The sequence below is a fragment of the Kitasatospora purpeofusca genome (genome assembly GCF_000718025.1).
Lineage (GTDB): Bacteria > Actinomycetota > Actinomycetes > Streptomycetales > Streptomycetaceae > Kitasatospora > Kitasatospora purpeofusca.
In genome coordinates, this window is the sequence record NZ_JODS01000002.1 from 400,306 (window position 1) to 422,517 (window position 22,212).

Consider the following 22,212-nt stretch of genomic DNA (forward strand, 5'->3'; position numbering starts at 1 on the left):
GGGGACTCCAGCGTGGGGGACGCGCCCGTGGGGCGGACGCGCGGACAACGGGATGTGGGGGTGCTCCCGGAGGGGGCGGGAGCTTCGGCGTGCCGCACTCGGACCGGAGCAAAACAATGGACTGGACCACCGCGATCGTCAAGGGACCGGTCGTACCCGATGGACTCCCAATTCACTTGCGTAAAACGGGACAAGACGAGACGTCAGGGGGCGTACAGTTCCTCGATGTCCGCCGCGTAGTACTCGACGATCGCCGCCCGCCGCAGCTTCAGCGAGGGGGTCATCAGCCCCTGCTCCACCCCGAACTCCCTGGGCAGCAGCCGGAAGGCGCGGATCGACTCGGCCCGCGACACGGCGGTGTTGGCCGCCGCCACCGCCCGCTGCACCTCCGCGTGCAGGTCCTCGTCGGCGAGGACCGTCCACGGGTCCGACTGCCCGCGCCCGCGCCGCTTCAGCCAGTGCGCCAGCGCCGCCGGGTCGAGGGTGATCAGCGCGGCCACGTACGGCCGGTCGTCGCCCACCACCAGGCACTGCGAGACCAGCGGGTGGGACTCCACCCGGACCTCCAGGGCGGCGGGCGCGAGGTTCTTGCCGCTGCTGGTGACGATGATGTCCTTCTTGCGGCCGGTGATGGTCAGGTAGCCGTCCTCGTCCAGGCTGCCGAGGTCACCGGTGCCGAACCAGCCGTCGAAGAGCGATTCGGCGGTGCAGCGCGGATGGTTGAGGTAGCCGCCGAAGACGCCGGGGCCGCGCACCCACACCTCGCCGTCGTCGGCGATCGCGACCGTCGCGCCGGGCACCGGCCGTCCGACCGAGCCGATCTTCGACCGGCCGGGCGGGTTGCCGGTGACCGCGGCCGAGGTCTCGGTGAGCCCGTAGCCCTCGAACAGTTGGAAGCCGATACCGGCGAAGAAGAGCCCGAGCTCGCGGTCGAGGGTCGAGCCGCCGCACATCAACGCCCGCACCCGGCCGCCGAACACGGTGCGCAGCCGTTGGTAGACCGTGCGTTCGTAGGCGAGGTGGCGCAGCCGCAGCGCGGGGCCGGGGCCCGGGCCGTGCCCGAAGGCGCGCTGTTCCCGGGCGGCCGCCCAGTCGACGGCCACCTGCCGGGCCTGTTCGAGGAGTTCGCCGCGGCCGGCCTCCTCGGCGGTGCGCCGGGTCTGCTGGAACACCTTGTCCAGGACGTAGGGGACGACGAGCAGGAAGGTCGGGCGGAGGGCGGCGAGCGCGGGCAGCAGCGCGTCCGTGGACACCTCGGAGACGTGGCCGATCCGGAAGCCGCCGCGGATCGAGGCGATCTGCACCATCCGTCCGTAGACGTGCGCCAGTGGCAGGAACAGGACGGTGCACGGCGGGTGCCCGCCGGTGTCGCGGAGTGCCTCGCCCCAGCCGTCGAGCAGCGCGTCGGCCGCTGCGGCCAGCGCGCCGTGGGTGATCAGGCAGCCCTTGGGGCGCCCGGTGGTGCCGGAGGTGTAGACGACGGTGGCGACGGTGTCGGTGGTGACGCCGAGCCGCTGCCGGTGGACCAGCGAGTCGGGCACCCCGCGGCCGTCCTCGACGATCGCCTCGACGCAGTCCCGGTCCAGCTGCCAGATGCCGGTCAGGTCGGGTAACGCGTCGCAGACCGCGCCGACGGTCATCGCGTGGTCCTCGTCCTCGACCAGGCAGGCCACCGCCTGGGTCTCGGCGAGGATCCAGCGGACCTGCTCGGGCGCGGCCGTGGGGTAGACGGGGACGGAGATCGCGCCGATCGACCAGAGCGCGTAGTCGAACAGGGTCCACTCGTAGCGGGTGCGGGACATCAGCGCGACCCGGTCGCCGTAGCGCACGCCGCGGGTGAGCAGGCCCTTGGCGAGGGCGAGCACCTCGTCGCGGAAGTCGGCGGCGGTGATGTCCTGCCACGCGTCCCCGGTGGCGGCGCGCCGGGAGCGGTCGGTGCGGCGGGTCAGCTGGACCAGGGCGGGGGAGCGCTCCGCGGTGTCGTAGAGCGAGTCGGCCAGTCCTCCGGCGGCCGGCGGTCCGGCCGGGGCGGGGGTGGTGAACTCGCGCACGATCCCCCCGATCAGTCCTGCAGGTGCAGCGAAACTATCGGATCCCTCGCCGACTGCCCAGGGTTGTGACCGTGACGCGACGAGATCGGCACCGGTGTGTGCGGAAAGTGTCGTGGAGCCGTCGAGGGCCTCGTACGACTGTGCGGGAGCGGTGATCGCGAGGGCGATCCGGACACGATCCGGCCCGGCTCGGGGAGGGGCCCGGGGGAGCCCCGGCGGGAGGCTCGGGGGGAGGCGTGACGAGAGGCGCGAGGAGGGGCTCGAGGAGAGGGTGGGTTCGACCCTCGAACGAGTGGTCAGGCCGTAGTAGAGTCTCGCAGACCTGCGGCCGGGGCCCTCGGTCGCGGCCGAGCGCTGCCCCCGGCCGGCACTTGGTCCGTACCAACCCTGTCCGCGTCAACTCGTCCGTGTCAAATCGCCGGTGTCGACCCGCCTCCGGGTCGGGGCCGCGCCCGCGTCACCCGCCCCCACGCCCCCACCCGGGCTCCCACGCTCCCGCTCCCAGGCCGCCCCGCCCGTCACGCCTCCCCGCATTCCCCGCACCCCGTCCGCGCCTGGCACTTCCCGACCGAGGACTCCATGCGTCTGCGCAGCAGCTCGATCCGCGCGAAGATCATCGCGCTGCTCCTGGTGCCCATCGTCGCCCTCACCGCCCTATGGGCGTACGCGACGCTCGCCACCACCGGCGACGTCTGGAGCCGGCTCGACGTCAGTGCGACCTACAAGGAGTTCGGCACCCCGGTCGACCTCTACGCGCACGACCTGCAGAACGAGCGCCGGGCCGCCGTCCGCAGGCTCGCCGACCCCGGCTCCCGCGCCGCCCGCGACGCCTTCGAGCAGGCCCGCGCCGCCACCGACCACGACCTCGCCGTCCTGCAGCAGAAGAAGGACACCGAGGGCAGCCGGCTCGACGAGGCCCAGCGCGGCCGCTACCTGCAGATCCTCGCCGCCGCCGACCAGCTCAGCCCGCTGCGCGCCCAGATCGGCCGCGCCGCACTGAACTGGGAGTTCGCGCTCGGCCAGTACACCGACCTGATCAAGCCCACCTTCGGCTTCCGGTCCGCGTTCGTCGCCCGCCAGAGCGGCCAACTCCCCCGGCAGGGCACGATCATGATCGAGCTGATGCGCGCCCGGGAGTACCTCGCCCAGGAGGACGCGGCGATGGAGGGGCTGCGCACCGCGCCCGGCCGGCCGACCTCCGAGCAGTACCAGGTCGCGCTGGACGCCCTGCACAACCAGCAGGCGCTGTTCACCGTCTACATCGCCGAGCTGGACCCGGTCGACCAGGCCGACTACATCGCCCTGCGCGGCGGCGAGGCCTGGGCCGCGCTCGCCCGCGCCGAGGCGGACTTCGTCGGCGCCGGCGGACCCGAGCGGGTGGTGCAGGCGATCAACGGCGACGCCTGGCGGGAGACCGCCGACCGCGCCCTCGGCGACCTCGCGGCGATCAACGCCCGGCTGAGCGGCACCATCGACGACCGCGACCACTCCTATGCGATCGGTCTGCTCTGGCGCGGCGGCATCGCCGGTCTGATCGGCCTGGTCGCGGTGGTGCTCTCGGTCCTCATCTCCTTCCGGATCGGCCGGGGCCTGGTCCGCGAGCTGATCGGCCTGCGCAACGCCGCCAACGAACTGGCCGGCACCCGGCTGCCCTCGGTCATGCTGCGGCTGCGCAAGGGCGAGTCGGTGGACGTCGCCACCGAGGCCCCCGAGCTGGAGTTCGGCCAGGCCGAGATCGGCCAGGTCGGCCGCGCCATCAACGCCGTGCAGCGGGCCGCCGTCGAGGCCGCCGTCGAACAGGCCGAACTGCGGCGCGGCGTCTCGGCCGTCTTCGTCAACCTGGCCCGCCGCAGCCAGGTCCTGCTGCACCGCCAGCTGACCCTGCTCGACACCATGGAACGGCGCGCCGAGGACCCGGCGGAGCTGGAGGACCTCTTCAAGGTCGACCACCTCACCACCCGTATGCGGCGGCACGCGGAGGGCCTGATCATCCTGGCCGGCGGCTCGCCCGGCCGGGCCTGGCGCAAGCCGGTGCGGATGGTGGACGTGGTCCGCGCGGCGGTCGGCGAGGTCGAGGACTACGCCCGGGTGATCGTCCGGCCGTTCCCCGGCACCGGGCTGCTCGGCAGCGCGGTCGCGGACGTCACCCACCTGATCGCCGAACTGGTGGAGAACGCCGCGGTGTTCTCCCCGCCCAGTACCCAGGTCACCGTGCAGGGCGAGGTGGTGGCGCACGGCTTCGCGCTGGAGATCGACGACCGCGGGCTCGGGCTGAGCGAGCAGCTGCTTGCCGGGATCAACGAACGCCTCGCGGTGGAGCAGGAGTTCGACCTCGCCGACACCGACCGGCTGGGCCTGTTCGTGGTCAGCCGGCTGGCGCGCCGGCACGGTATCCGGGTACACCTGCGACCCTCCCCGTACGGGGGGACGACGGCGGTGGTGCTGATCCCGCGCGAGCTGCTGGCGGAGGCGCCGGACGGGCTGCCGGAGCCGCCCGCGGCCTCGGGCCCGGGTACGGGTTCCGGTGCGGGGGCCGGTCAGGGACCGGGTACGGCGCCCGGACCGGTCGGCGGCCGGCGGGCGGCGGTGGGGCGGCGCGGACAGCGCGACCTGGTCGCGGTGCCCGCCCTGGCCGAGGACGGCCCCGAGGACGACTCCCACGACTCCCTGAACGCGCGAGGCGTGAAGGGCACAAAAAGCGTGAACGGCGCGAACGGCACGAACGGCGCGCTGAAGGGTGTGAACGGAGCGGGCGGCAGGCACCGGATCGCGGGCGGACCGCGTCCCTCGGCACCCGAACCGGCCCGCACCCCCGGCGGTCTGCCGCGCCGCGCGCGCGGCAGCGGCGGCCCCGTGCTGGTCACGGCCGCCGCGGACGACGCGACCGGACCGGGCACCGGCCGCCACCGGCGCGCGGACGACCCGGCGGCCACGGCGGACGGCGTCGATTCCCTCGCGCCGGACCCGGCCGAGGTCCGGACCGGGCCCGCCGTCGCCGCCGCGGACCGGCCTGTCGCGGCCGAGGTGGTCGTGCCCGGCGCGGGTACCGCCGACGCGGTGCCGACGCGGACCGCCACTACGGGCACGCCGGGCGGGCTCCCCCGGCGGGTGCGGCAGGCGAGCCTCGCCCCGCAGCTGCGCGAGCGCGCGGCGGAGGCCGCCGGCAGGGCCGACGCCCCGGGCGGCTCCGCTGCCCCGGGCGCCGACGGCGAACCGGTGCGCGAGCGCTCGCCCGAGGAGGCGCGGGCCACCTTCGCCTCGTTCCAGCGCGGCTTCACCCGGGGCCGGGGCACCTCCGGCACCCGGCCGACGGCCTCCCCGTCGCCCACCCCGGCTCCGGCACCTGCAGAGCCCCCGGCTCCGACACCGCCCGGGACGCCCTTCCCGGCACCCTCGGTGCGCCGCGCGCTCGCCCCGGCACCCGCCCCGGCGGCGCTGCCCGGCCCCTCCGGGGGCGAAGCGGCGCCGCTGGCCCGACGGGCGCCGGTGCCGCCGCCGACCAGGTTCGTCCGGCCCCCGTACCTGGTGCCGGAACCGGACGCACCCGCCGGTCCGTTGTCCGACGGGCCGCCCGAAGGCACCGCACCATCCGTACGACCGGCGCGACCCGCACCGCACGTACGACCGGCAGGATCCGCACGACCCGCACCATCCGCACGACCAGCACCATCCGCACGACCCGCTCCAGCAGAAGGAACTGATTCATGACCACTTCGACGCAGTCGTCCGGAGACCTCAACTGGCTCCTGGACGACCTGGTGGGCCGAGTGGCCGCCCTGCGCCACGCGGTGATCCTCTCCGGCGACGGCCTGGCCACCGGCGCCTCCCGCGACCTCGCCCGGGAGGACGCCGAGCACCTTGCCGCCGTCGCGGCCGGCTTCCACAGCCTGGCGAAGGGCGCCGGCGGGCACTTCAAGGTCGGCGGCGTGCGCCAGACCATGGTCGAGCTGGACGAGGCCTTCCTGTTCATCACCGCGGCCGGCGACGGCAGCTGCCTGGCGGTGCTGAGCGAGGCCGAGGCCGACATCGGCCAGATCGCCTACGAGATGGCCCTGCTGGTCAAGCGGGTCGGCGAGCACCTGGCCGCCGAACCGCGAGCCGACGTGGCTCCGCCCGGGAGATGAGCGGTCCGATGGCGGACGAGGAGCCGAAGGCGGTGGCGGCCGACCCGGAGCCGCCCGGACCGGGCGCGCCCGGCCCGGGGACGGCCGGATCCGGCACGACCGGAGCGGACGCGGCCGGAACGACCGGCGGGGAAGCCGCCGACCGGGGTCCGGACGGCCCGGACGGCCCGGACGGCGACGGGTCGGGACTCGACCTGTTCCGGCCGCGGACCCCGGTCGACGACCGCTGGTTCGACGACGAGGCCGGCCCGGTGGTGCGCCTCTACTCGATGACCCGGGGCCGGGCCCGACCGGTCGAGGACGGCCTGTTCGACCTGATCTCGCTGATCGTCGCCAAGGACCCGGCGCCGGTCGCCGCGGCCGTCCCCGCCCATGTGCTGGACCCCGAGCACCAGACCATCCTGGCCTGGTGCCGCCGGGAGCCGATCTCGGTGGCCGAGCTCGGCTCCTACACCGACCTGCCGGTCAGCGTCGTACGCGTCCTGCTCGGCGATCTCTACGACGCCGAACTGATCAGCGTCACCCGACCCGTTCCGCTCGCCGAGCTGCCGGACGAGCGCCTGCTGCGAGACGTGATCAATGGACTCCGTGCGCTCTGACCTCCACGCCCCCGCCACCGCCCCGGGCCCCGCGTACGACGGGGGCGCCGGGCGGGCCAACGACCCGCGCTGGCGCGGCGGTCCGGCGGTCGCGGTGAAGATCCTGGTCGCCGGCGGCTTCGGCGCGGGCAAGACCACCCTGGTCGGATCGGTCAGCGAGATCCGGCCGCTGCGCACGGAGGAGGAGCTCAGCGAGCTGGGCCGCCCCGTGGACGACACCGCCGGCGTCGAGGCCAAGCGCACCACCACGGTGGCGATGGACTTCGGCCGGATCGACCTGCGGCCCGGGCTCGCGCTCTACCTGTTCGGCACGCCCGGCCAGGACCGGTTCTGGTTCGTCTGGGACGAGCTGGCCCGGGGCGCGCTCGGCGCGCTGGTGCTGGCCGACACCCGGCGGCTGGCGGACTGCTTCCCCTCGGTGGACTTCTTCGAGCAGCGGCGGATCCCGTTCCTGGTCGCCGTGAACTGCTTCGAGGGCAGTGAGCTGTTCTCGCCCGAGGAGGTCAGGGACGCGCTCGACCTGGACCCGGACATCCCGGTGGTGCTGTGCGACGCCCGCCGCCGCGAGGACGGCAAGGAGCTGCTGGTGGCCCTGGTCGAGCACGCGGCGGCGCGCCGGGGGACGAGCACCGGGACGAGCACGGGGACGAGCGCCGGGGCACGCTGAGCCCGCCCGGTCCCGCCCGGCCCCGCCCGGCCGGGTCCCCCGCCCCGGCCCGACAGGTGGCGTCTCATCAGGGTGTTCACATGCCGGACGATCCTGGGCGAGCAGGTTGCCTTGACGGGCCCGGCGTGGAAGGCTCTGGTGACGAAGGCCGCCCGGGCCCATTGCCGGGATGCCTCGAACGTGCCGCGCACCCGGTGTGCGTCCGGCACGCGTGTCGCAGCGCGGTACGGGACGTACCGGCAGACCGAGGGGGGAGGACCGAACCATGAACGTCGAGCAGCGATGTGCCGCGGCCGGGTCCGCCCAAGCCGATCTCGCCATGCCGGCCACCCCGGCGCTGACCGTCCGGCGGTACATCGACCACGCGCTCATCTGCAGCGCCTGTTGTCGCTGACCTCGCCCACCGTCGCCAGCCACCTCACCGTCACCGCCGTTCGCCGCCCGGGGGATCTCCCGGCCGGTGCGCCCCTGCCGGAACCACCGGACGGGCCCGGCGGACGCTGACGGTCCATCGCATCGTCGACCCGGCAGCACCGGACAGCAGTCCGGTGGGCCGTCGTCGGCCCTGCCCGCTTTGCGGAGAGCACCAGTGAAATTCCTCGAACCGTTCTGGCCGTCCCGCCAGCCACACCTGTTCGACCAGACGTGTCCGGGCTCGCCCAGCGCGTCCCGGCACTCCCTCCGCTGACCTCGGGTCGGTCCACGGCAGCACGCCCGGTAGACGCGCAGACGACTCCACCCCGTCCGTCACGCGCGAAATGAGCGACACCATGTCCTCCACCTCCACGGCCACTCTTCCTCTCCCCTCCGCGACCCCGCACCTGCGCGCGGTCCGCTCCGTCCCGTCCCCCGCCGACCGCCGGCACGGGGGTCCCGCGCCGCAGCGCCCGGCCGCCGGCCAGCCCGGCTCCGTGCCGCAGGGGCCGTCCCAGTCCGGCTTCGGGCAGCCCGGCTTCGGCGCGTCCGGTTTCGCCCCGTCGGGGTCGGCCCGGGTCGCCGCCGCCGCGGTCCCGTCCGTCCCGCAGATCGTTCCGGCGCTCCCGCCGCAGGCGCTGCTCGCGGCGCTGCCCGAGGGTGCGGCCGTGGTCGCGGCGCTGCCCCAGGGCTCGCTGCCGCAGGCCCTGCTGGCCCAGTACGGTGCTCAGTTCGGCGCCTCGGCGGGGCAGCCGATGGTCGGTTACCTGGTGCTGGTCCCGGCCGAGGGCGGAGTCGCCGCCGCGCCGGGTGCCGGGCAGCAGGGCTTCCCGACCGCCTCGATCCCGGCCCCGCAGGCCGGTCCGGTCGCCGCCGTCGGGGCCTCCGTCCTCGGTGCGCCCGGTACCGGTGGCCTCGGGGTCCCCGGAGTCGGGACCGCCGCCGCGGCCGGCACGCGACCGGTGCGGCCCGTCGGCCGGGGGATCACGGTCGACACCGAGCGCCGGAACGCTTACGTGGACGGCCAGTTGCTCGACCTGACGTACCTGGAGTTCGAGCTGCTCGCCCACCTGACGGAGCACCCGCAGCGGGTGCACACCCGCGACCACCTGGTCTCCGCCGTCTGGGGCTACGGCCACGTCGGCGACGGCCGCACGGTGGACGTGCACGTGGCCAGGCTTCGCCGCAAGCTCGGAGCGGCCTACCGCGACAGCATCGTGACGGTGCGTCGGGTCGGTTACAAGTACACGCCGGTGGCCTGAGCACGCACCCCGCTCCTCGTCGCACAGCGCGTCCCGCTCCACCGCGTCCCGCTCCACCGCACGTCGCTGCACCGCACATCGCGTCACCGCGTCCCGCCGTACCGCGCGTCGCGTCACCGATCGGCCGGGGGCCGGGCGTTCTTCCCGAACGCCCGGCCTCCTTCCGTGTTCTGACGTCGCCTCAGATCCGCTGGTCCGGCGGCAGCAGCAGGACCGCGAGCGCGGCGGCGCAGGTCCTGGCGTGGTCCAGGAACCAGTCCAGCCGCTCGTCGGTGAGGTGGACGGGCGTGGAGCGGACGGCGAGGGCGAACCTGGCCTGGCCGGCGCCGTCCAGCACCGGTACGGCGACCGTGCGCACCCCGGTCTCCGACTCGCCGTCGTTCAGCGCGTGACCGGCCGTCCGGACCTTCGCCAGCTCCTCCGCCAGGCGCTCCGGCGCGGTGATGGTCCGGTCGGTGAACGGTGCCAGCGGGCCGAGCGTCGCCACGCCCGCGTCGCCGGGGCGGGGCCAGGCCAGCAGGACCTTGCCGAGCGCGGTCGAGTGGAGCGGTCGGCGCAGTCCGAGTCCGGTGTCCGGCCGGACCGAGGCGCCGACCAGTATCACCGCGTGCGGACCGCTGCGGATCGCGAGATCGGCGGCGGCGCCGGTGCGGCGGGACAGCAGGTCGAGCTCGGGCGCCGCCAGGTGCAGCCCGCGCTGGTGGAAGGTGAGTTGGCCGAGCTCGGCGACCGCCGGGCCGAGCCGGTAGCGGGCCGTGTGCTCGTCCTGCTCCAGGAAGGCGGCGCTGACCAGGGTGCGGGCCAGCCGGTGCGCCGTGGACACGGACAGGCCCATCCGGCGGGCCAGGTCCGAGGCGCTCAGGTCGGGGCCGTTGTCGTGGAAGCAGTGCAGCAGTCCGAGGGCCCGCTGAACGGCCTGGGCGCCGGCCGGCGGGCTCTGGGCGGCGGTGACGGCCTCGGCCATGGCATCTCTCGTTCTGTCCGTGGCTCCGGTCGTTCACCGGAGTCGCTCCCAGACTATGGCAGCGTGTGCTGCGGGAATGTGTCAACGGCGTTGCAAAAGGATGCCGTTCATGAACAAGCAATCCCATGATGTGGCAAACCCTTGCTCCTGGCTCGCCCGCCGTGGAACGCTCGGCGCAGCGCACCGGGCAGCCCCGTCCGGCGGCGCCCGGACCGCGGGAAGGAGCAGTGCCGTGACGACCCACCGGTGCCCCTCCTCCCGCGCCTGTTGTCGCTGACGCGCCCCGGCCCGCGCCGGTCCCGTACGACTCCGCCCCGCCCCCCGTTCCGTTCCACCGCGCCTGGTGACCCCGCACCGCGCCCGCCGCCCCGCCGTCGGCGCCGCGCACGCACCACGCCCCCGCCGCAGAGGACCAGCCACCGTGCCCAGTTCCGCCCGCAGTTCCGTCGAGGAGCCCTCGTCGACCGCCGCCGTTGCCCCGGGGCCGGTGCCCGACACCCTCTGGTTCACCCGCTGCCCGGTGCCCACCGCGACCGGCATCGCGGCCGACCGGGGCTGGCTGGGACGGGAGTTCGCCCCCGACGGCATCGCCGTCCGCTCGCTCCAGGACGTGCCTCCGGAGGTCGCTTCCGACCACCACTACACCCACGCCCTGACCGGGCTGTTCCGCGAGGGCGGCAATGTGCCGGCGCTCTGGGCCCGTTCGCGCGGCGAGCGGACCAGGCTGGTCGGGCTCACCTGGATCGAGGAGCGCCAGGTCGTCCTGGTCCGCTCCGGCAGCGGGGTCACCGAGCCCGGGCAGCTGCGCGGGCTGCGGCTCGCCGTCCCACACCATGGGATAGCCATCGACTTCTGGCGCGCGATGGCGCTGGCCGGCCTGCACGGAGCACTCTCGCTCGCGGGTCTCACGCCGGCGGACGTCGAACTGGTGGACGTGCCGGCCGCGCCGGGCGAAGGGCAGTGGGAGGCGGAGCTGACCGCGCTGCGGGACGGCGTCGTGGACGCGGTCTACGTGAAGGGCGCGCTCGCCGTCGAGGCGGCCCGACGGATCGGGGCGGAGGTCGCCGTCGACCTGGACGCCGTCCCGGACCGCCGGGCACGGGTGAACAACGGCACGCCCCGGCCGATCACCGTGCGCCAGGAACTGCTCGACGAGCACCCGGACCTGGTGGCCCGCTTCCTCGCCGTGCTGCTGGAGGCCGCCGACTGGGCCGCCGGGCAGCCGGCCGAGGTCGCTCGGATCCTGGGCGCCGAGACCGGAGCGGGGGAGGAGGGCGTCGCCGGGGCGTACGCCGCGGGCGGTCACCGCACCCTGCACCTCGATCTCTCCGAGGACCGCCTCGCCCTGCTGGAGCAGCAGGAGCGCTTCCTCGACCGGCACGGGTTCCTGGCCGGACCGGTCGACGTCCGGGCCTGGGCCGACCCGGAGCCGCTCCGCGCCGCCCGCGCGCTGCTCGCCGCCCGCCGCGCCGAGGGGCGGACGCACGGTGGCTGACGGGTAGCGGCCGACACTTCCCGCAAGCCGTCGGTCCGCCGCCCGCGACCCCCGCCCCGTACCCCGCCAGGCACCCCCCCGCCCGCACCCCTCAGACCTCAGGAGCCGACCCCGTGAATCCCTCCCGCCCCCTCCTCGCCGCCACCGCCCTGCTCGCCACCACCCTCCTCGCCGCCTGCGGCTCCTCCGCCGACGGGGGAGGGACCGCCGCCGGCAAGGGCGACAAGGCCGAGGCAGTGCTCCGGCTGCCCGACCCCGGGAACAACGGCTTCCTCGCCCTGGGCAAGAAGGACGGCTCGCTCGACCGCGCCCTCGCGGCGGTCCACGCCAAGGTCGCCTGGACCGGCAGCGCCGGCCCCTTCGCGCCCGCCGCCCAGGCCCTCTCCGCCGACCAGCTCGACGTCGCCCAGGGCTCGATCACCTCCGCCGTCGCCGCGCTCGCCCAGAAGCCCGGCTTCAAGCTGTTCGCCCAGACCGCCCCCGACGGCGTCGGCGAAGGCATCCTGGTGAAGAACGGCTCGCCCATCAAGACCGTGCAGGACCTCGTGGGCCACAAGGTCGCCGTGAGCCAGGGCGGCACCAGCGAGTACCTGCTGCTCAAGGCGCTGGAGAAGAACGGCATCCCGGCGGACAAGGTCGAGCGGGTCTATCTCCGCGCCGACCAGACGGCGGGCGTCTTCAACTCCGGCCAGGTGGACGCCTGGGCCACCTGGAACACCTTCTCCACCCCGTCGATCGCCAACTCCGGCGCGCACTTCCTGGTCAACGGCAAGGAGGTCGGCTCCGACAACTACGCCGTCTGGGCCGTCCGCAACGGCTTCGCCGACAAGCACCCCGAGGTGGTGAAGGCCTTCTACGCCTATCTGCGCGAGAACGGCCTCAAGGAGAAGGCCGACCCGGCCGCCTACCTCAACGTCTTCACCGACTCCGGGCCGACCGCCGTCACCCCCGCCGAGAAGGACGTCGCCGTCGAGGTGACCCGCCAGGGCGCCGCCGCCGACGCCATCGGCGAGGCCGACATCGCCCGCTTCGGCACCGTCGCCGCGTTCTTCGCGGAGCAGAAGGTCACCAAGCAGCCGGTCGACGTCAAGCCCTATCTGATCGACCTCGGGGCGCTCGGCGGTGGCACCAAGTGACCACCGCCACCCGCCCGTCGGGGGACCGGGCCACCGGCCCGGAGACCGACCCGGAGACCGAGGCCGCCCGTGCCGCCGGACTGGTCGAACCGCGCACCCGCCGCCGGACCGCCCGCCCCCGCGCCCTCGCGCTGACCCTGCGCGCCCTCGGCCCGCTGGCCCTGCTCGGCGGCTGGGCCCTCGCCTCCGCCACCGGCGCGCTGACCCAGGACGTACTGGCCTCGCCCGCCCAGGTCGCCGAGGCGGTCGGCGAACTGTGGGGCAACGGCCAACTCGCCGACGCCCTCGGCGTCTCGCTCACCCGGGCCGGCCTCGGCCTGCTGATCGGCGCCGGCACCGGCCTGGTGCTGGGCGTGGTGACCGGCTTCTTCCGCCTCGGCGAGGAACTCCTCGACTCGGCGGTCCAGGTCCTGCGCACCGTCCCCTTCCTCGCCCTCGTCCCGCTGTTCATGGTCTGGTTCGGCATCACCGAGACCGCGAAGGTCGCGCTGATCGGCGTCGCCACCAGCTTCCCCATGTACGTGTCGACCTCCGGCGGGGTCCGCAACACCGACCCCAAGCTGATCGAGGCCATGCGCAGCTTCGGCCTCGGGCGCTGGGCGATCGTGCGCACCGTCGTCCTGCCCGGCGCCCTGCCCGCCCTGCTCTCCGGCCTGCGACTGTCCATGACGCTCAGCGTGATCGCCCTGATCGCCGCCGAGGAGATCAACTCCACCGAGGGCATCGGCTACTTGATGGCCCAGGCGCAGAACTACTCCCGCACCGACATCCTCGCCGTCTGCATCCTGATCTACGGGGTCCTGGGACTCACCGCCGACGGCATCGTCCGCCTGCTGGAGCGGGTCCTGATGCCCTGGCGCAGGGCCGCCCAGGGAGGCACCCGATGACCACCACCCCCGCCCCCAACTTCACCGAAGCCGAAGCCGAAGCCGAAGCCGAAGCCGGGACCGGAGCCGAAGCCGGGACCGGGACCGGGACCACCCCGGCCGTCCATCTGCGCGGCCTGCGTCGGGTGTTCGGCACCCGGGCCGTGCTCGACGGCGTCGATCTCTCCATCGCCCGCGGCGAGTTCGTCGCACTGCTCGGCGCCAGCGGCACCGGCAAGACCACCCTGCTGCGGATCCTCGGCGAGCTCGACCGGGCCGACGGCGGAACGGTCCTCGTCCCGCCGGTGCGGACGGTGGTCTTCCAGGAGCCGCGGCTGGTCCCCTCGAAGCGGGTGCTGGCCAATGTCACCGTCGGCCTGCCGCGCGGTGCCGCCACCCGGGAGACCGGACTGAGGGCGCTCGCCGAGGTCGGCCTCGACCGGCACGCCGACGCCTGGCCGGTCACCCTCTCCGGCGGCGAGGCACAGCGTGCCGCACTCGCCCGGGCGCTGGTCCGGGCGCCCCAACTGCTGCTGCTGGACGAGCCGTTCGCCGCCCTGGACGCGCTCACCCGGCTGCGTATGCAGGACCTCGTGGGCGATCTGGTCCGCCGTCACCGGCCGGCCGTGCTGCTGGTCACCCACGACGTGGACGAGGCGGTGCGGCTCGCCGACCGGGTCGCCGTGCTCCGGGACGGCAAGCTGGTGCGCGACCAGCGCGTGGGTGTCGCCCGCCCGCGCGACCCGGCCGACCCCGCCTTCGCCGACCTGCGCCGTCTGCTGCTCGCCGACCTCGGCGTCCACTGACACCGCCCGCCACCCTCGCACCGCCCCGCGCGAAACCGCCCCGCCTCCCCCTCGTCCCGCCCCACGCCCCACCCGCACCACAGGAGCTGATCCCATGGCCATCACCCTCGGCGTCCACGCCAGCAATCCCTCCCTCTACTACCTCTCCCGACTCGACTACCTGGCCGAGGAGTTGGCACCGCTCGGGGAGACCGGCGAGTTCCACCGCTACACCGACGGGACCCGCACCGGCGAGCTGCTGGCCGAGGGCGTGATCGACTTCGGCGGCACGGGCTCCACCCCGCCGGTGACCGCCCAGGCCGCCGGCCACGACCTGGTCTACGCTGCGGTCTCGGCGCCCCGGCCCGACCACGGCGCGCTGCTGGTGAGCGCCGACGGACCGGTGAAGTCGGTCGCGGACCTCAAGGGCGGCACCGTCGTCCTGGCCATCGGCTCCTGGCAGACCCACCTGCTCGCCAAGGCCCTGCACGCGGAGGGCCTGTCCTACGCGACCGATGTCACGGCCGTCCGCCCGGCGGCGGGGGAGGACCAGGCGCGGCGGCTGCGCGAGGGCGCGATCGCCGGCTGGATCGCCCAGGGCGCCGAACTGGCGGCCGCCCGGCGCGAGGGCGGGTTCCGCGAGCTGGTCCGCACCGGCGACGTCATCACCGACCGCTCGGTGTTCTTCACCCGGCGCGGCTTCGCCGTCGACCGGCCCGAGGTGGTCGCGGCGATCGTCACCGCCCTGCGCCGCGCGGACGCCTGGGTGGCCGCCAACCTGTCCGAGGCGGCCGCGATCGCCGCGGCGGACCTCGGCGGCAGCGCCGAGGACTGGCGGACCGCCCTGGCCGGGCTGCCGTGGCGGCTGGAGCCGGCGAGCGCCGGGTTCGTCGCCGAGCAGCAGGAGGCGGCCGACATCTTCCACCGGGTCGGCTTCGTCGACCGGCAGGTGGTCGTCGCCGACGCCCGTCTGCCCGCCCTGGAGGCCCCGGTGGCCGCCGCGGCGACCGCGGACCCGACGGCCGCCGCCGCCGACACCCGGGCGGTCTGACCGATGGCCTCCGAATTCCTCTGGTACATCATCCCGCGCGAGGGCCACTACCCCTGGGAGCCGTCCGGACGCCGCCCGGTCGACCTCCGCTACCTCCAGCAACTCGCCGGCAGCGTCGAGCGGTTGGGCTACACCGGCGCGCTGCTGGCGACCGACCTGCACGACGTGTGGGACCTCGGCAACGCGCTCGCCGCCGCCACCACCCCGGCGTTCAAGCCGCTGCTCGCCGTGCACCCCGGGCTGATCTCGCCCACCCTGCTGGCCAAGATGGCGCTCAGCTTCGACCACCTGCACGGCGGCCGGCTGCGCTTCAACGTGGTCAACGGCTCCACCGAGCAGCTGCGCGAGTACGGCCTGCACGTCGAGCACGACGACCGCTACCGCCTCAGCGCCGAGTACTGGTCGATCGTCAAGCGCCTCACCGCCGGCGAGGTCTTCGACCACAAGGGGGAGTTCTACGACCTCCGGAACGCCGGGGCGAGCCTGCGCGAGCTCACCCCGGTCCAGCCGGGCGGCATCCCGCTCTGGTTCGGCGGCAGTTCGGCGGCCGGGATCGAGATGGCCGCCGAGCACGTGGACGTGTACCTCACCTGGGGCGAACCGCCGCAGCAGCTCAAGGAGAAGCTCGACCTGGTCCGGGAGCGCGCCGCCGCGCACGGACGGACCCTGCGGATCGGCCTGCGGCTGCACCTGATCGTCCGCGACACCGAGGACGAGGCCTGGGCCGCCGCCGACCGGCTCCTCGACGTGACCAGCGAGGCCACCTACGCCCGCCAGCTGGGCGGGGTGCGCGGCGAGGACGGCGTCGGCTGGCAGCGGCAGTTCCGCCAGCACGGCGGCAAGGTGCCGGCGCGGGCCCGGGAGCTGGAGGTCCACCCGAACATGTGGCCCGGCATGAGCCTGTTCCGCCCCGGCCCCGGCACCGCCGTGGTCGGATCGACGGCCCAGGTGGTCGAGCGGCTCCAGGAGTTCGAGTCGCTCGGGGTGGACACCTTCATCCTCTCCGGCAATCCACTGCTGGAGGAGGCCCACCGGGTCGCCGAGACGGTGCTACCGGCGCTGGGCGTCCGACGCCGGTAGGGCGCCCGGGAGGAGGGGGAACGGCAGCGGCGAGGTCAGCGCCAGCTGCCGGGCGAAGCGGGCGACGGTCCGGAGGAGGTACATCCGCACGACGGGCTCCCGAGATCTCGAAGGACGCGTACGGACGGTCCCGTGCCCGCGGTCCAACGAGCGCGGTGCCCCGCCGGTCACGCATCGACCGGCGGGGCACCGTGTGTTCCGTCCCGGGGGCGCTCCGGCGGCCCGGCGCGCGCCTCAGCGGCTGAGCGCGTCGATCTCCGCGAGCTCCTCGTCCGTCAGCGGACCGCCCGCCAGCGCGTCGAGGTTCTGGTCCAGCTGCCGGACGCTGCTGGCCCCGATGATCACCGACACCACCCGCTCGTCCCGCAGGACCCAGCTCAGCGCCAGCTGCGCCAGGGTCTGCCCGCGCCGCTCGGCCACCTTGTTCAGCGCCCGCAGCTGGTCCAGCTTCGCCCCGGTGAGCGCCTCCTCGCGGAGGAACTTGCCGACCGACATCCGCGACCCGCTCGGCACCTCGCCGGAGAGGTAGCGGTCCGTCAGCAGCCCCTGGGCGAGCGGCGAGAAGGCGATCAGGCTGGTCCGGGTGTCGGCGACCGCGTCCAGCACGCCCTCGTCCTCGACGTAGCGGTTGAGGATCGAGTAGGAGCACTGGTTCATCAGCACCGGCGTGCCCAGGTCGCGCAGGATCGCCACGGCCTCCCGGTGCTGCTCCGCCGGGTAGTTGGAGATGCCCGCGTAGAGCGCCTTCCCGGACCGGACGGCGGAGGCCAGCGCGCCCATGGTCTCCTCGAGCGGGGTGTTCGCGTCGTAGCGGTGCGAGTAGAACACGTCCACGTAGTCGAGGCCCATTCGGCCCAGCGACTGGTCCAGGCTGGCCAGCAGGTACTTGCGGCTGCCGCCGTCGCCGTACGGCCCGGGCCACATGTCGTAGCCGGCCTTGGAGGCGATGAACAGCTCGTCCCGGTACGGGCGGAAGTCCTGCGCGAACAGGTGGCCGAAGTTGCGCTCGGCGCTGCCGTACGGCGGACCGTAGTTGTTGGCCAGGTCGAAGTGGGTGATGCCCCGGTCGAAGGCCCGGCGCAGCACCGCCCGCTGGACGTCCAGCGGTTGGGTGTCGCCGAAGTTGTGCCACAGGCCCAGGGAGACGGCCGGGAGCAGCACACCGCTGCGGCCGGCCCGGCGGTAGGTCATCGACGCATAGCGGTCATCCGCAGCGAGGTAGCTCATGCCGGACATCCTGCCAGGTGGGGACCGGCCGGCCGAGGGACGGGCCGCGGCCGCCGGGAGCCGCACCCGGGGTGCCGGGGACGGCCCTTGCCCGGAGCGCGGGCCGGTGCCTATGCTCGCGGGAGATCGTGGATCGTGCGCGTGCGAGCGGAGGGGGCCGGAGCGATGTGCGTCCGTGCCGTCGACCTGCGCTGTTGTCGCCCCCGCAGCGCCGCGTGCTGAACGCCGGTTCCCGAACTCCCGACCGGCCCCGCGCGATCCGACCCTTCGGTGCTGCCCCTGCGTGAGCGGCCGATCGCGGGGCGCTCCGCCGGGCCGCCGCGCCGGCCGTCCGCCCACCGAGCGCCCCCAAGGAGACCGCTGTGCGGTTCATCGTCTCGTCCCTCGCGTCCAATGTGCCCGATCCCGTCACGGGCGTGCGGCGCACTCCGCACGAGAAGGTGCACAACATCATCGACCAGGCCGTCACCGCCGAGCGTCTCGGCTTCGACGGCTACGGAGTGGGGGAGCGGCACGGCGAGCCGTTCCTGTCCCCGGCACCGGCCGTGCTGCTGAGCGCCGTCGCCGCCCGCACCTCGGTGATCCGGCTGTTCACCACCGTCACCGTGCTGTCCGTCGCGGATCCGGTCCGGGCGGCGGAGGAGTACGCCCTCGTCGACCAGATCTCCGGCGGGCGCCTCGAGTTGATCATCGGCAAGGGCAACGATCCGCGCCTCTTCGAGCAGTTCGGCCTGGCGGAGGAACGGCAGTGGGAGGCGCTCGCCGAGAACTACGGTCTGCTGCGCCGGCTCTGGCGGGAGGAGAAGGTGACCTGGGAGGGCAGCACCCGGCCGCCGTTGCACGCGGTCACCACCTGGCCGCGGCCCCACCAGGAGCCGATCCCGGTCTGGCACGGCAGCGCGACCAGTACGCTCTCCACCGACCTGGCCGCCCGCTACGGCGATCCCCTGTTCTCGGCCAACACCTCGCACCCGATGGAGCAGTACAAGGCGCTGGTGGACCACTACCGGGAGCGCTGGGAGCACTACGGCCGCGCCCCGGAGGACGCCCGGGTCGGCACGGGCTTCGGCGGACTCTTCGTCGCCCGGCGTTCGCAGGACGCGTTCGCCGGCTTCCGCCCGTACTGGGAGGCGATGGCGAAGTGGGCGGCGGGGCGGCGGGGCGGCTCGACGTTCACCTCGCTGGAGGACGCCGTCGGGCGCGGCTCCCTGCTGGTCGGCAGTGTGGAGCAGGTGATCGAGAAGATCCACCGCTATCACGAGGCCTTCGGCAACGAGGTGGTGGGCGTCGGCGTGGACCTGCTCACCGAGGGGGCCCAGCGCGAGCAGCTGGAGCTGTTCGCGGGCGAGGTCGCGCCGGTGGTCCGGCGCGAACTGCCGTCCCGGCGGCCCTGATCGGCTCCGACGGGCCGCCGCTCCGCCGTCGGTGACGCACCGTGGCCGGCGGTGGCCCGTGAGGTGACGCGCGCCACGGTCCGCGGGCGAGTGCCGTGCGGTCTTCCTGGGGACGACGATCTCGCAGGGCTGTGGACCGCCGGGGGGCGGCCCACGGTCCACCGTCCACGGCCGCGGGCCGACCGGGCCGGGTCCGTGGGGCGCATCCCAGGATTCTGTACCTACTGGTATGTACAGTCGCTGTACCAGTAGGTACAGTGACGGCCATGGCAACCCAGGACCGCCTCATCGAGACCACCCAGGAACTCCTCTGGGAGCGCGGCTACGTCGGCACCAGCCCCAAGGCCATCCAGCAGCGGGCAGGCGTCGGCCAGGGCAGCATGTACCACCACTTCGACGGCAAGTCCGACCTCGCCGCCGCCGCCCTGCGCCGCAGCGCGGAGCAGATGCGGGCCGTCGCCGAGGCCGACCTCGCCGGTCCCGGGACGGCCTACGAGCGGGTCGCCGCCTATCTGGGACGCGAGCGCGACGCCCTGCGCGGCTGCCGGATCGGCCGGATGGCCCAGGACCCGGACGTGGTCGCCGACCCCCGGCTGCGCGCGCCCGTCGAGGAGACCTTCGACTGGTTGCGCGGGCGGCTCGCCGCCGTGATCGCCGAGGGGCAGGCGAACGGCGAACTGCAGCCCGGGGCCGAGCCCGCCGACCTCGCCGCCGCCGTGGTCGCCGTGGTGCAGGGCGGCTATGTGCTCGCCCGCGCCGCCGACAGCGCCGAACCGTTCGAGCGGGCCGCCCGCGGCGCCCTCGCCCTGTTCGCCGCCCACCGCCGCGACTGAGCGGCGGCACAGCTCCCGACACGTCCACCCGGAGCCCGCCGTGCACGCGATGCAGTACGAGATCACCCTGCCCGCCGACTACGACATGCGCACCGTCCACCGCCGGATCGCCACCAAGGGCCCACTGCTGGACAGTTGGCCCGGCCTCGGCCTCAAGGCGTACCTGGTGCGCGAACGCGGCCTGGACGGTTCGCCGGTCAACCAGTACGCGCCGTTCTACCTCTGGCGCACCACCGAGGGCCTGAACGCCTTCCTGCTCGGTCCCGGATTCCGCACCCTCTGCGCGGACTTCGGCCGCCCCGCCGTCCGGCACTGGATCGGCGCGGGCCTCCGCCGGGGTCCGGCGGCGGGCGCCCCCGCGGCCGACGGCCCGGCCGCGGTCGGTCCGGCCGGTCCGGTCGCCGCCACCAGGCTGACGGAGCGGCTGCCGGAGGGCGCGGACCCGGCCGAGGCCGTCGAACGGGCCCTGGCCGAGCTCCCCGACCACCCCGACCTGCACACCGCCGCCGTCGCCCTCGACCCGGCCCGCTGGGAACTGCTGCGGATCGCCCTCTGGCGCGCGGACGCCCCGGCCGGGGCGCCCGGCACCCGCTACCGGGTGCACCACCTCTCCAGCCCCGAACTCGACCGGCTGCCCGTCGGCCGCCACTGGTGAAAGGACCGTCCCGTCCCGTGAATTCGGCAGCCACCACCCCGACACCGCCCGCCGACCGCCCCCTCGACGCGGGCCTGGTGCCCTCCCCGTTCGACCGCGCCGCCGGCCACGCCCTGCTCGCCGAACTGGCCGGTGAGCGGACCCGCTCCGGCACGCTCGGTCCGCTCGACGAGCTCGCGCCGGGCTTCGCGGACTGGATCGTCACCGCGCTCTTCGGCGGCACCTACCAGCGGCCCGGACTCGCCCTGCGGGACCGCCAGGTGGCCAACCTGGCGGCGCTCACCGCGCTCGGCGGCGTGGAGCCGCAACTCGCCGACCATGTGCGCAACAGCCTGCGGATCGGCCTGACCAGGACGGAGGTCACCGAGGTCCTGGTCCACCTCGCGCCCTATGTCGGCGTGCCCAAGGCGCTGGCCGGACTGCGCGTCGCCGCCGCCGTTTTCACCGAGACAGAGACAGAGACCGAGACCGAGACCGAGGCGGAAGCGGCCGCCGCCGCTGCGGGGGCGCCCGGGACCGGGGAAGCGGCGGAGTGAACGCCCCCGGCAGCCGGGTCCGCACCGTCCTCGGCGACCTCGATCCGGCCGAACTCGGCGTCTGCGACGCCCACGACCACCTCTTCCTGCGCAGCCCCAGGCTGCCGGGGGAGGAACTGGACGATCCCGCCGCCGCCGAGGCGGTGCTGCGGGGCTTCGCGGCCGCCGGCGGCCGGGCGTTCGTCCAGTGGACGCCCGCCGGGATGGGGCGGCGGGCCGACGCGCTGCCCGGACTCTCCCGGGCGACCGGGGTCCACCTGGTCGCGGCCACCGGGCTGCATCAGGCGGTCCACTACGACCCGGCGGAACTCGACCGGCGGTACGAGGGCCTGGCCGCCTTCTTCACCGCCGAGCTGACCACCGGGCTGCGGGGTGCCCCCGAGGGCGTCCGCGCCGGACTCGTCAAGGTGGCGGGCGACTACCACGGCCTCGACCCGCACACCCGCCGGGTGATGGCGGCGGCCGCCGAGGCGCACCACGCCACCGGCGCGCCGATCGCCGTGCACCACGAACTCGGCACCGCCGCACCCGATGTGCTCGACCTGCTCTGCGAGCGCCTCGGCGTGCCGCCCGAGCGGGTGGTGCTCGGGCACCTCAACCGCTTCCCGGACCTCCGGCTGCACCGCGAACTCGCCGCCCGCGGCGCCTTCGTGGCCCTGGACGGTCCCTCGCGGGCCAACCACGCGACCGACCACCACCTCTTCGACACGGTGGCGGCCCTGGTCGAGGCCGGGTACGGCGACCGGGTGCTCCTCGGCGGCGACACCACCACCCGTACCGCCCGTTCCGCCCCCGGGCCCACGCACCTGCTCACCGCCCTCGCGCCCCGGCTGGCCCGGGCGTTCGGCCCCGAGGTCCCGCACGGCATCCTCACCGCCAACGCGGCCCGGGCGTTCGCGGTGGAGTGGCGGGGCTGAGCCCGGCCACCGCCGTCCGGGGGCCGGGCCCCGGAGCCCGCCGACGTCACAAGGCCGACGTCACAAGGCCGACGTCACCAAGCCAGCGCCACAAGGCCGACGTCACCAAGCCAGCGCCACAAGGCCGACGTCACCAAGCCAGCGCCACAAGGCCGA

20 protein-coding genes are annotated in these 22,212 nt (G+C 74.8%); 17 read left to right on the forward strand and 3 right to left on the reverse strand.

Annotated elements, in window-relative coordinates; all coding sequences use genetic code 11:
- Positions 1-203: 203 nt before the first annotated feature.
- On the reverse strand, positions 204-2,051 hold the full coding sequence (locus IF01_RS0104840) for an AMP-dependent synthetase/ligase (RefSeq protein ID WP_030391998.1): 1,848 nt from the start codon (positions 2,049-2,051) through the stop codon (positions 204-206).
- Between the two features lie 579 nt (positions 2,052-2,630).
- On the opposite strand from IF01_RS0104840, the gene IF01_RS50860 reads away from it, so the two are divergent.
- The 6 genes from IF01_RS50860 to IF01_RS45225 all read left to right on the forward strand — a co-directional run bounded on the left by IF01_RS50860 (position 2,631) and on the right by IF01_RS45225 (position 9,117).
- Positions 2,631-5,759, forward strand: coding sequence for a sensor histidine kinase (locus IF01_RS50860; protein WP_051754922.1), 3,129 nt, complete (start codon positions 2,631-2,633; stop codon positions 5,757-5,759).
- Positions 5,756-6,175 carry a roadblock/LC7 domain-containing protein gene (locus tag IF01_RS0104850; protein WP_030392000.1) on the forward strand — a complete coding sequence of 140 codons (420 nt, stop codon included), beginning with the start codon at positions 5,756-5,758 and terminating at the stop codon, positions 6,173-6,175. Before IF01_RS50860 ends, IF01_RS0104850 begins: the two co-directional genes overlap by 4 nt.
- Positions 6,176-6,444: 269 nt before the next feature.
- Positions 6,445-6,774: a DUF742 domain-containing protein gene (locus IF01_RS49675; RefSeq protein WP_231978716.1), complete on the forward strand. Its 330-nt coding sequence runs from the start codon at positions 6,445-6,447 to the stop codon at positions 6,772-6,774.
- Between the two features lie 94 nt (positions 6,775-6,868).
- Positions 6,869-7,441, forward strand: a complete 573-nt coding sequence (locus IF01_RS0104860; RefSeq protein ID WP_051740350.1) for a GTP-binding protein — start codon at positions 6,869-6,871, stop codon at positions 7,439-7,441.
- 265 nt (positions 7,442-7,706) lie between these two features.
- Positions 7,707-7,835: a hypothetical protein gene (locus tag IF01_RS50865; RefSeq protein WP_255360182.1), complete on the forward strand. Its 129-nt coding sequence runs from the start codon at positions 7,707-7,709 to the stop codon at positions 7,833-7,835.
- A gap of 376 nt (positions 7,836-8,211) precedes the next feature.
- Positions 8,212-9,117 carry a winged helix-turn-helix domain-containing protein gene (locus IF01_RS45225; RefSeq protein ID WP_078879707.1) on the forward strand — a complete coding sequence of 302 codons (906 nt, stop codon included), beginning with the start codon at positions 8,212-8,214 and terminating at the stop codon, positions 9,115-9,117.
- Between the two features lie 181 nt (positions 9,118-9,298).
- Here the strand turns inward: IF01_RS45225 and IF01_RS0104875 are convergent, their stop codons facing one another.
- Positions 9,299-10,081 (reverse strand): IclR family transcriptional regulator, encoded by a 783-nt coding sequence (locus IF01_RS0104875; RefSeq protein WP_030392004.1) that lies wholly within the window; start codon positions 10,079-10,081, stop codon positions 9,299-9,301.
- A gap of 487 nt (positions 10,082-10,568) precedes the next feature.
- Between IF01_RS0104875 and IF01_RS0104880 the strand changes: the two genes are divergently transcribed.
- The 6 genes from IF01_RS0104880 (at position 10,569) to IF01_RS0104905 (ending at position 16,494) form a co-directional block, all read left to right on the forward strand.
- Positions 10,569-11,576, forward strand: coding sequence for an ABC transporter substrate-binding protein (locus IF01_RS0104880; protein WP_030392005.1), 1,008 nt, complete (start codon positions 10,569-10,571; stop codon positions 11,574-11,576).
- Between the two features lie 113 nt (positions 11,577-11,689).
- On the forward strand, positions 11,690-12,712 hold the full coding sequence (locus IF01_RS0104885; protein ID WP_030392006.1) for an NrtA/SsuA/CpmA family ABC transporter substrate-binding protein: 1,023 nt from the start codon (positions 11,690-11,692) through the stop codon (positions 12,710-12,712).
- A gap of 80 nt (positions 12,713-12,792) precedes the next feature.
- Positions 12,793-13,599: an ABC transporter permease gene (locus tag IF01_RS0104890; RefSeq protein WP_051740351.1), complete on the forward strand. Its 807-nt coding sequence runs from the start codon at positions 12,793-12,795 to the stop codon at positions 13,597-13,599.
- A complete protein-coding gene (locus tag IF01_RS0104895; RefSeq protein ID WP_078879671.1) occupies positions 13,596-14,384 on the forward strand; it encodes an ABC transporter ATP-binding protein in 789 nt (262 codons plus the stop codon). Before IF01_RS0104890 ends, IF01_RS0104895 begins: the two co-directional genes overlap by 4 nt.
- A gap of 94 nt (positions 14,385-14,478) precedes the next feature.
- Positions 14,479-15,414: an ABC transporter substrate-binding protein gene (locus tag IF01_RS0104900; protein ID WP_037778899.1), complete on the forward strand. Its 936-nt coding sequence runs from the start codon at positions 14,479-14,481 to the stop codon at positions 15,412-15,414.
- A gap of 3 nt (positions 15,415-15,417) precedes the next feature.
- Positions 15,418-16,494, forward strand: coding sequence for an LLM class flavin-dependent oxidoreductase (locus tag IF01_RS0104905; protein ID WP_030392010.1), 1,077 nt, complete (start codon positions 15,418-15,420; stop codon positions 16,492-16,494).
- Positions 16,495-16,728: 234 nt separating this feature from the next.
- Here the strand turns inward: IF01_RS0104905 and mgrA are convergent, their stop codons facing one another.
- Complete coding sequence (mgrA, locus tag IF01_RS0104915) at positions 16,729-17,721, reverse strand: L-glyceraldehyde 3-phosphate reductase (RefSeq protein ID WP_030392011.1); 993 nt, start codon at positions 17,719-17,721, stop codon at positions 16,729-16,731.
- Positions 17,722-18,083: 362 nt separating this feature from the next.
- Between mgrA and IF01_RS0104920 the strand changes: the two genes are divergently transcribed.
- The 5 genes from IF01_RS0104920 to IF01_RS0104940 all read left to right on the forward strand — a co-directional run bounded on the left by IF01_RS0104920 (position 18,084) and on the right by IF01_RS0104940 (position 22,056).
- Entirely contained in the window at positions 18,084-19,115 is a 1,032-nt protein-coding gene (locus IF01_RS0104920; protein ID WP_030392012.1) for an LLM class flavin-dependent oxidoreductase, read from the forward strand.
- Positions 19,116-19,381: 266 nt separating this feature from the next.
- Positions 19,382-19,948: a TetR/AcrR family transcriptional regulator gene (locus tag IF01_RS0104925; protein WP_030392013.1), complete on the forward strand. Its 567-nt coding sequence runs from the start codon at positions 19,382-19,384 to the stop codon at positions 19,946-19,948.
- Positions 19,949-19,988: 40 nt separating this feature from the next.
- Positions 19,989-20,603: a DUF4865 family protein gene (locus IF01_RS0104930; protein WP_030392014.1), complete on the forward strand. Its 615-nt coding sequence runs from the start codon at positions 19,989-19,991 to the stop codon at positions 20,601-20,603.
- A gap of 17 nt (positions 20,604-20,620) precedes the next feature.
- Complete coding sequence (locus tag IF01_RS41315; RefSeq protein WP_244215423.1) at positions 20,621-21,139, forward strand: carboxymuconolactone decarboxylase family protein; 519 nt, start codon at positions 20,621-20,623, stop codon at positions 21,137-21,139.
- Positions 21,136-22,056: a phosphotriesterase family protein gene (locus IF01_RS0104940; RefSeq protein ID WP_030392016.1), complete on the forward strand. Its 921-nt coding sequence runs from the start codon at positions 21,136-21,138 to the stop codon at positions 22,054-22,056. Before IF01_RS41315 ends, IF01_RS0104940 begins: the two co-directional genes overlap by 4 nt.
- The last annotated feature ends 156 nt before the right edge of the window (positions 22,057-22,212 follow it).

Excerpts from the sequence above, each read along its gene's own strand:
- IF01_RS50860 (WP_051754922.1), top strand. The coding sequence starts at position 2,631 with ATGCGTCTGCGCAGCAGCTCGATCCGCGCGAAGATCATCGCGCTGCTC.
- IF01_RS0104850 (WP_030392000.1), top strand. The coding sequence starts at position 5,756 with ATGACCACTTCGACGCAGTCGTCCGGAGACCTCAACTGGCTCCTGGAC.
- IF01_RS49675 (WP_231978716.1), top strand. The coding sequence starts at position 6,445 with ATGACCCGGGGCCGGGCCCGACCGGTCGAGGACGGCCTGTTCGACCTG.
- IF01_RS50865 (WP_255360182.1), top strand. The coding sequence starts at position 7,707 with ATGAACGTCGAGCAGCGATGTGCCGCGGCCGGGTCCGCCCAAGCCGAT.
- IF01_RS45225 (WP_078879707.1), top strand. The coding sequence starts at position 8,212 with ATGTCCTCCACCTCCACGGCCACTCTTCCTCTCCCCTCCGCGACCCCG.
- IF01_RS0104875 (WP_030392004.1), bottom strand. The coding sequence starts at position 10,081 with ATGGCCGAGGCCGTCACCGCCGCCCAGAGCCCGCCGGCCGGCGCCCAG.
- IF01_RS0104895 (WP_078879671.1), top strand. The coding sequence starts at position 13,596 with ATGACCACCACCCCCGCCCCCAACTTCACCGAAGCCGAAGCCGAAGCC.
- IF01_RS0104900 (WP_037778899.1), top strand. The coding sequence starts at position 14,479 with ATGGCCATCACCCTCGGCGTCCACGCCAGCAATCCCTCCCTCTACTAC.
- IF01_RS0104905 (WP_030392010.1), top strand. The coding sequence starts at position 15,418 with ATGGCCTCCGAATTCCTCTGGTACATCATCCCGCGCGAGGGCCACTAC.
- mgrA (WP_030392011.1), bottom strand. The coding sequence starts at position 17,721 with ATGAGCTACCTCGCTGCGGATGACCGCTATGCGTCGATGACCTACCGC.
- IF01_RS0104925 (WP_030392013.1), top strand. The coding sequence starts at position 19,382 with ATGGCAACCCAGGACCGCCTCATCGAGACCACCCAGGAACTCCTCTGG.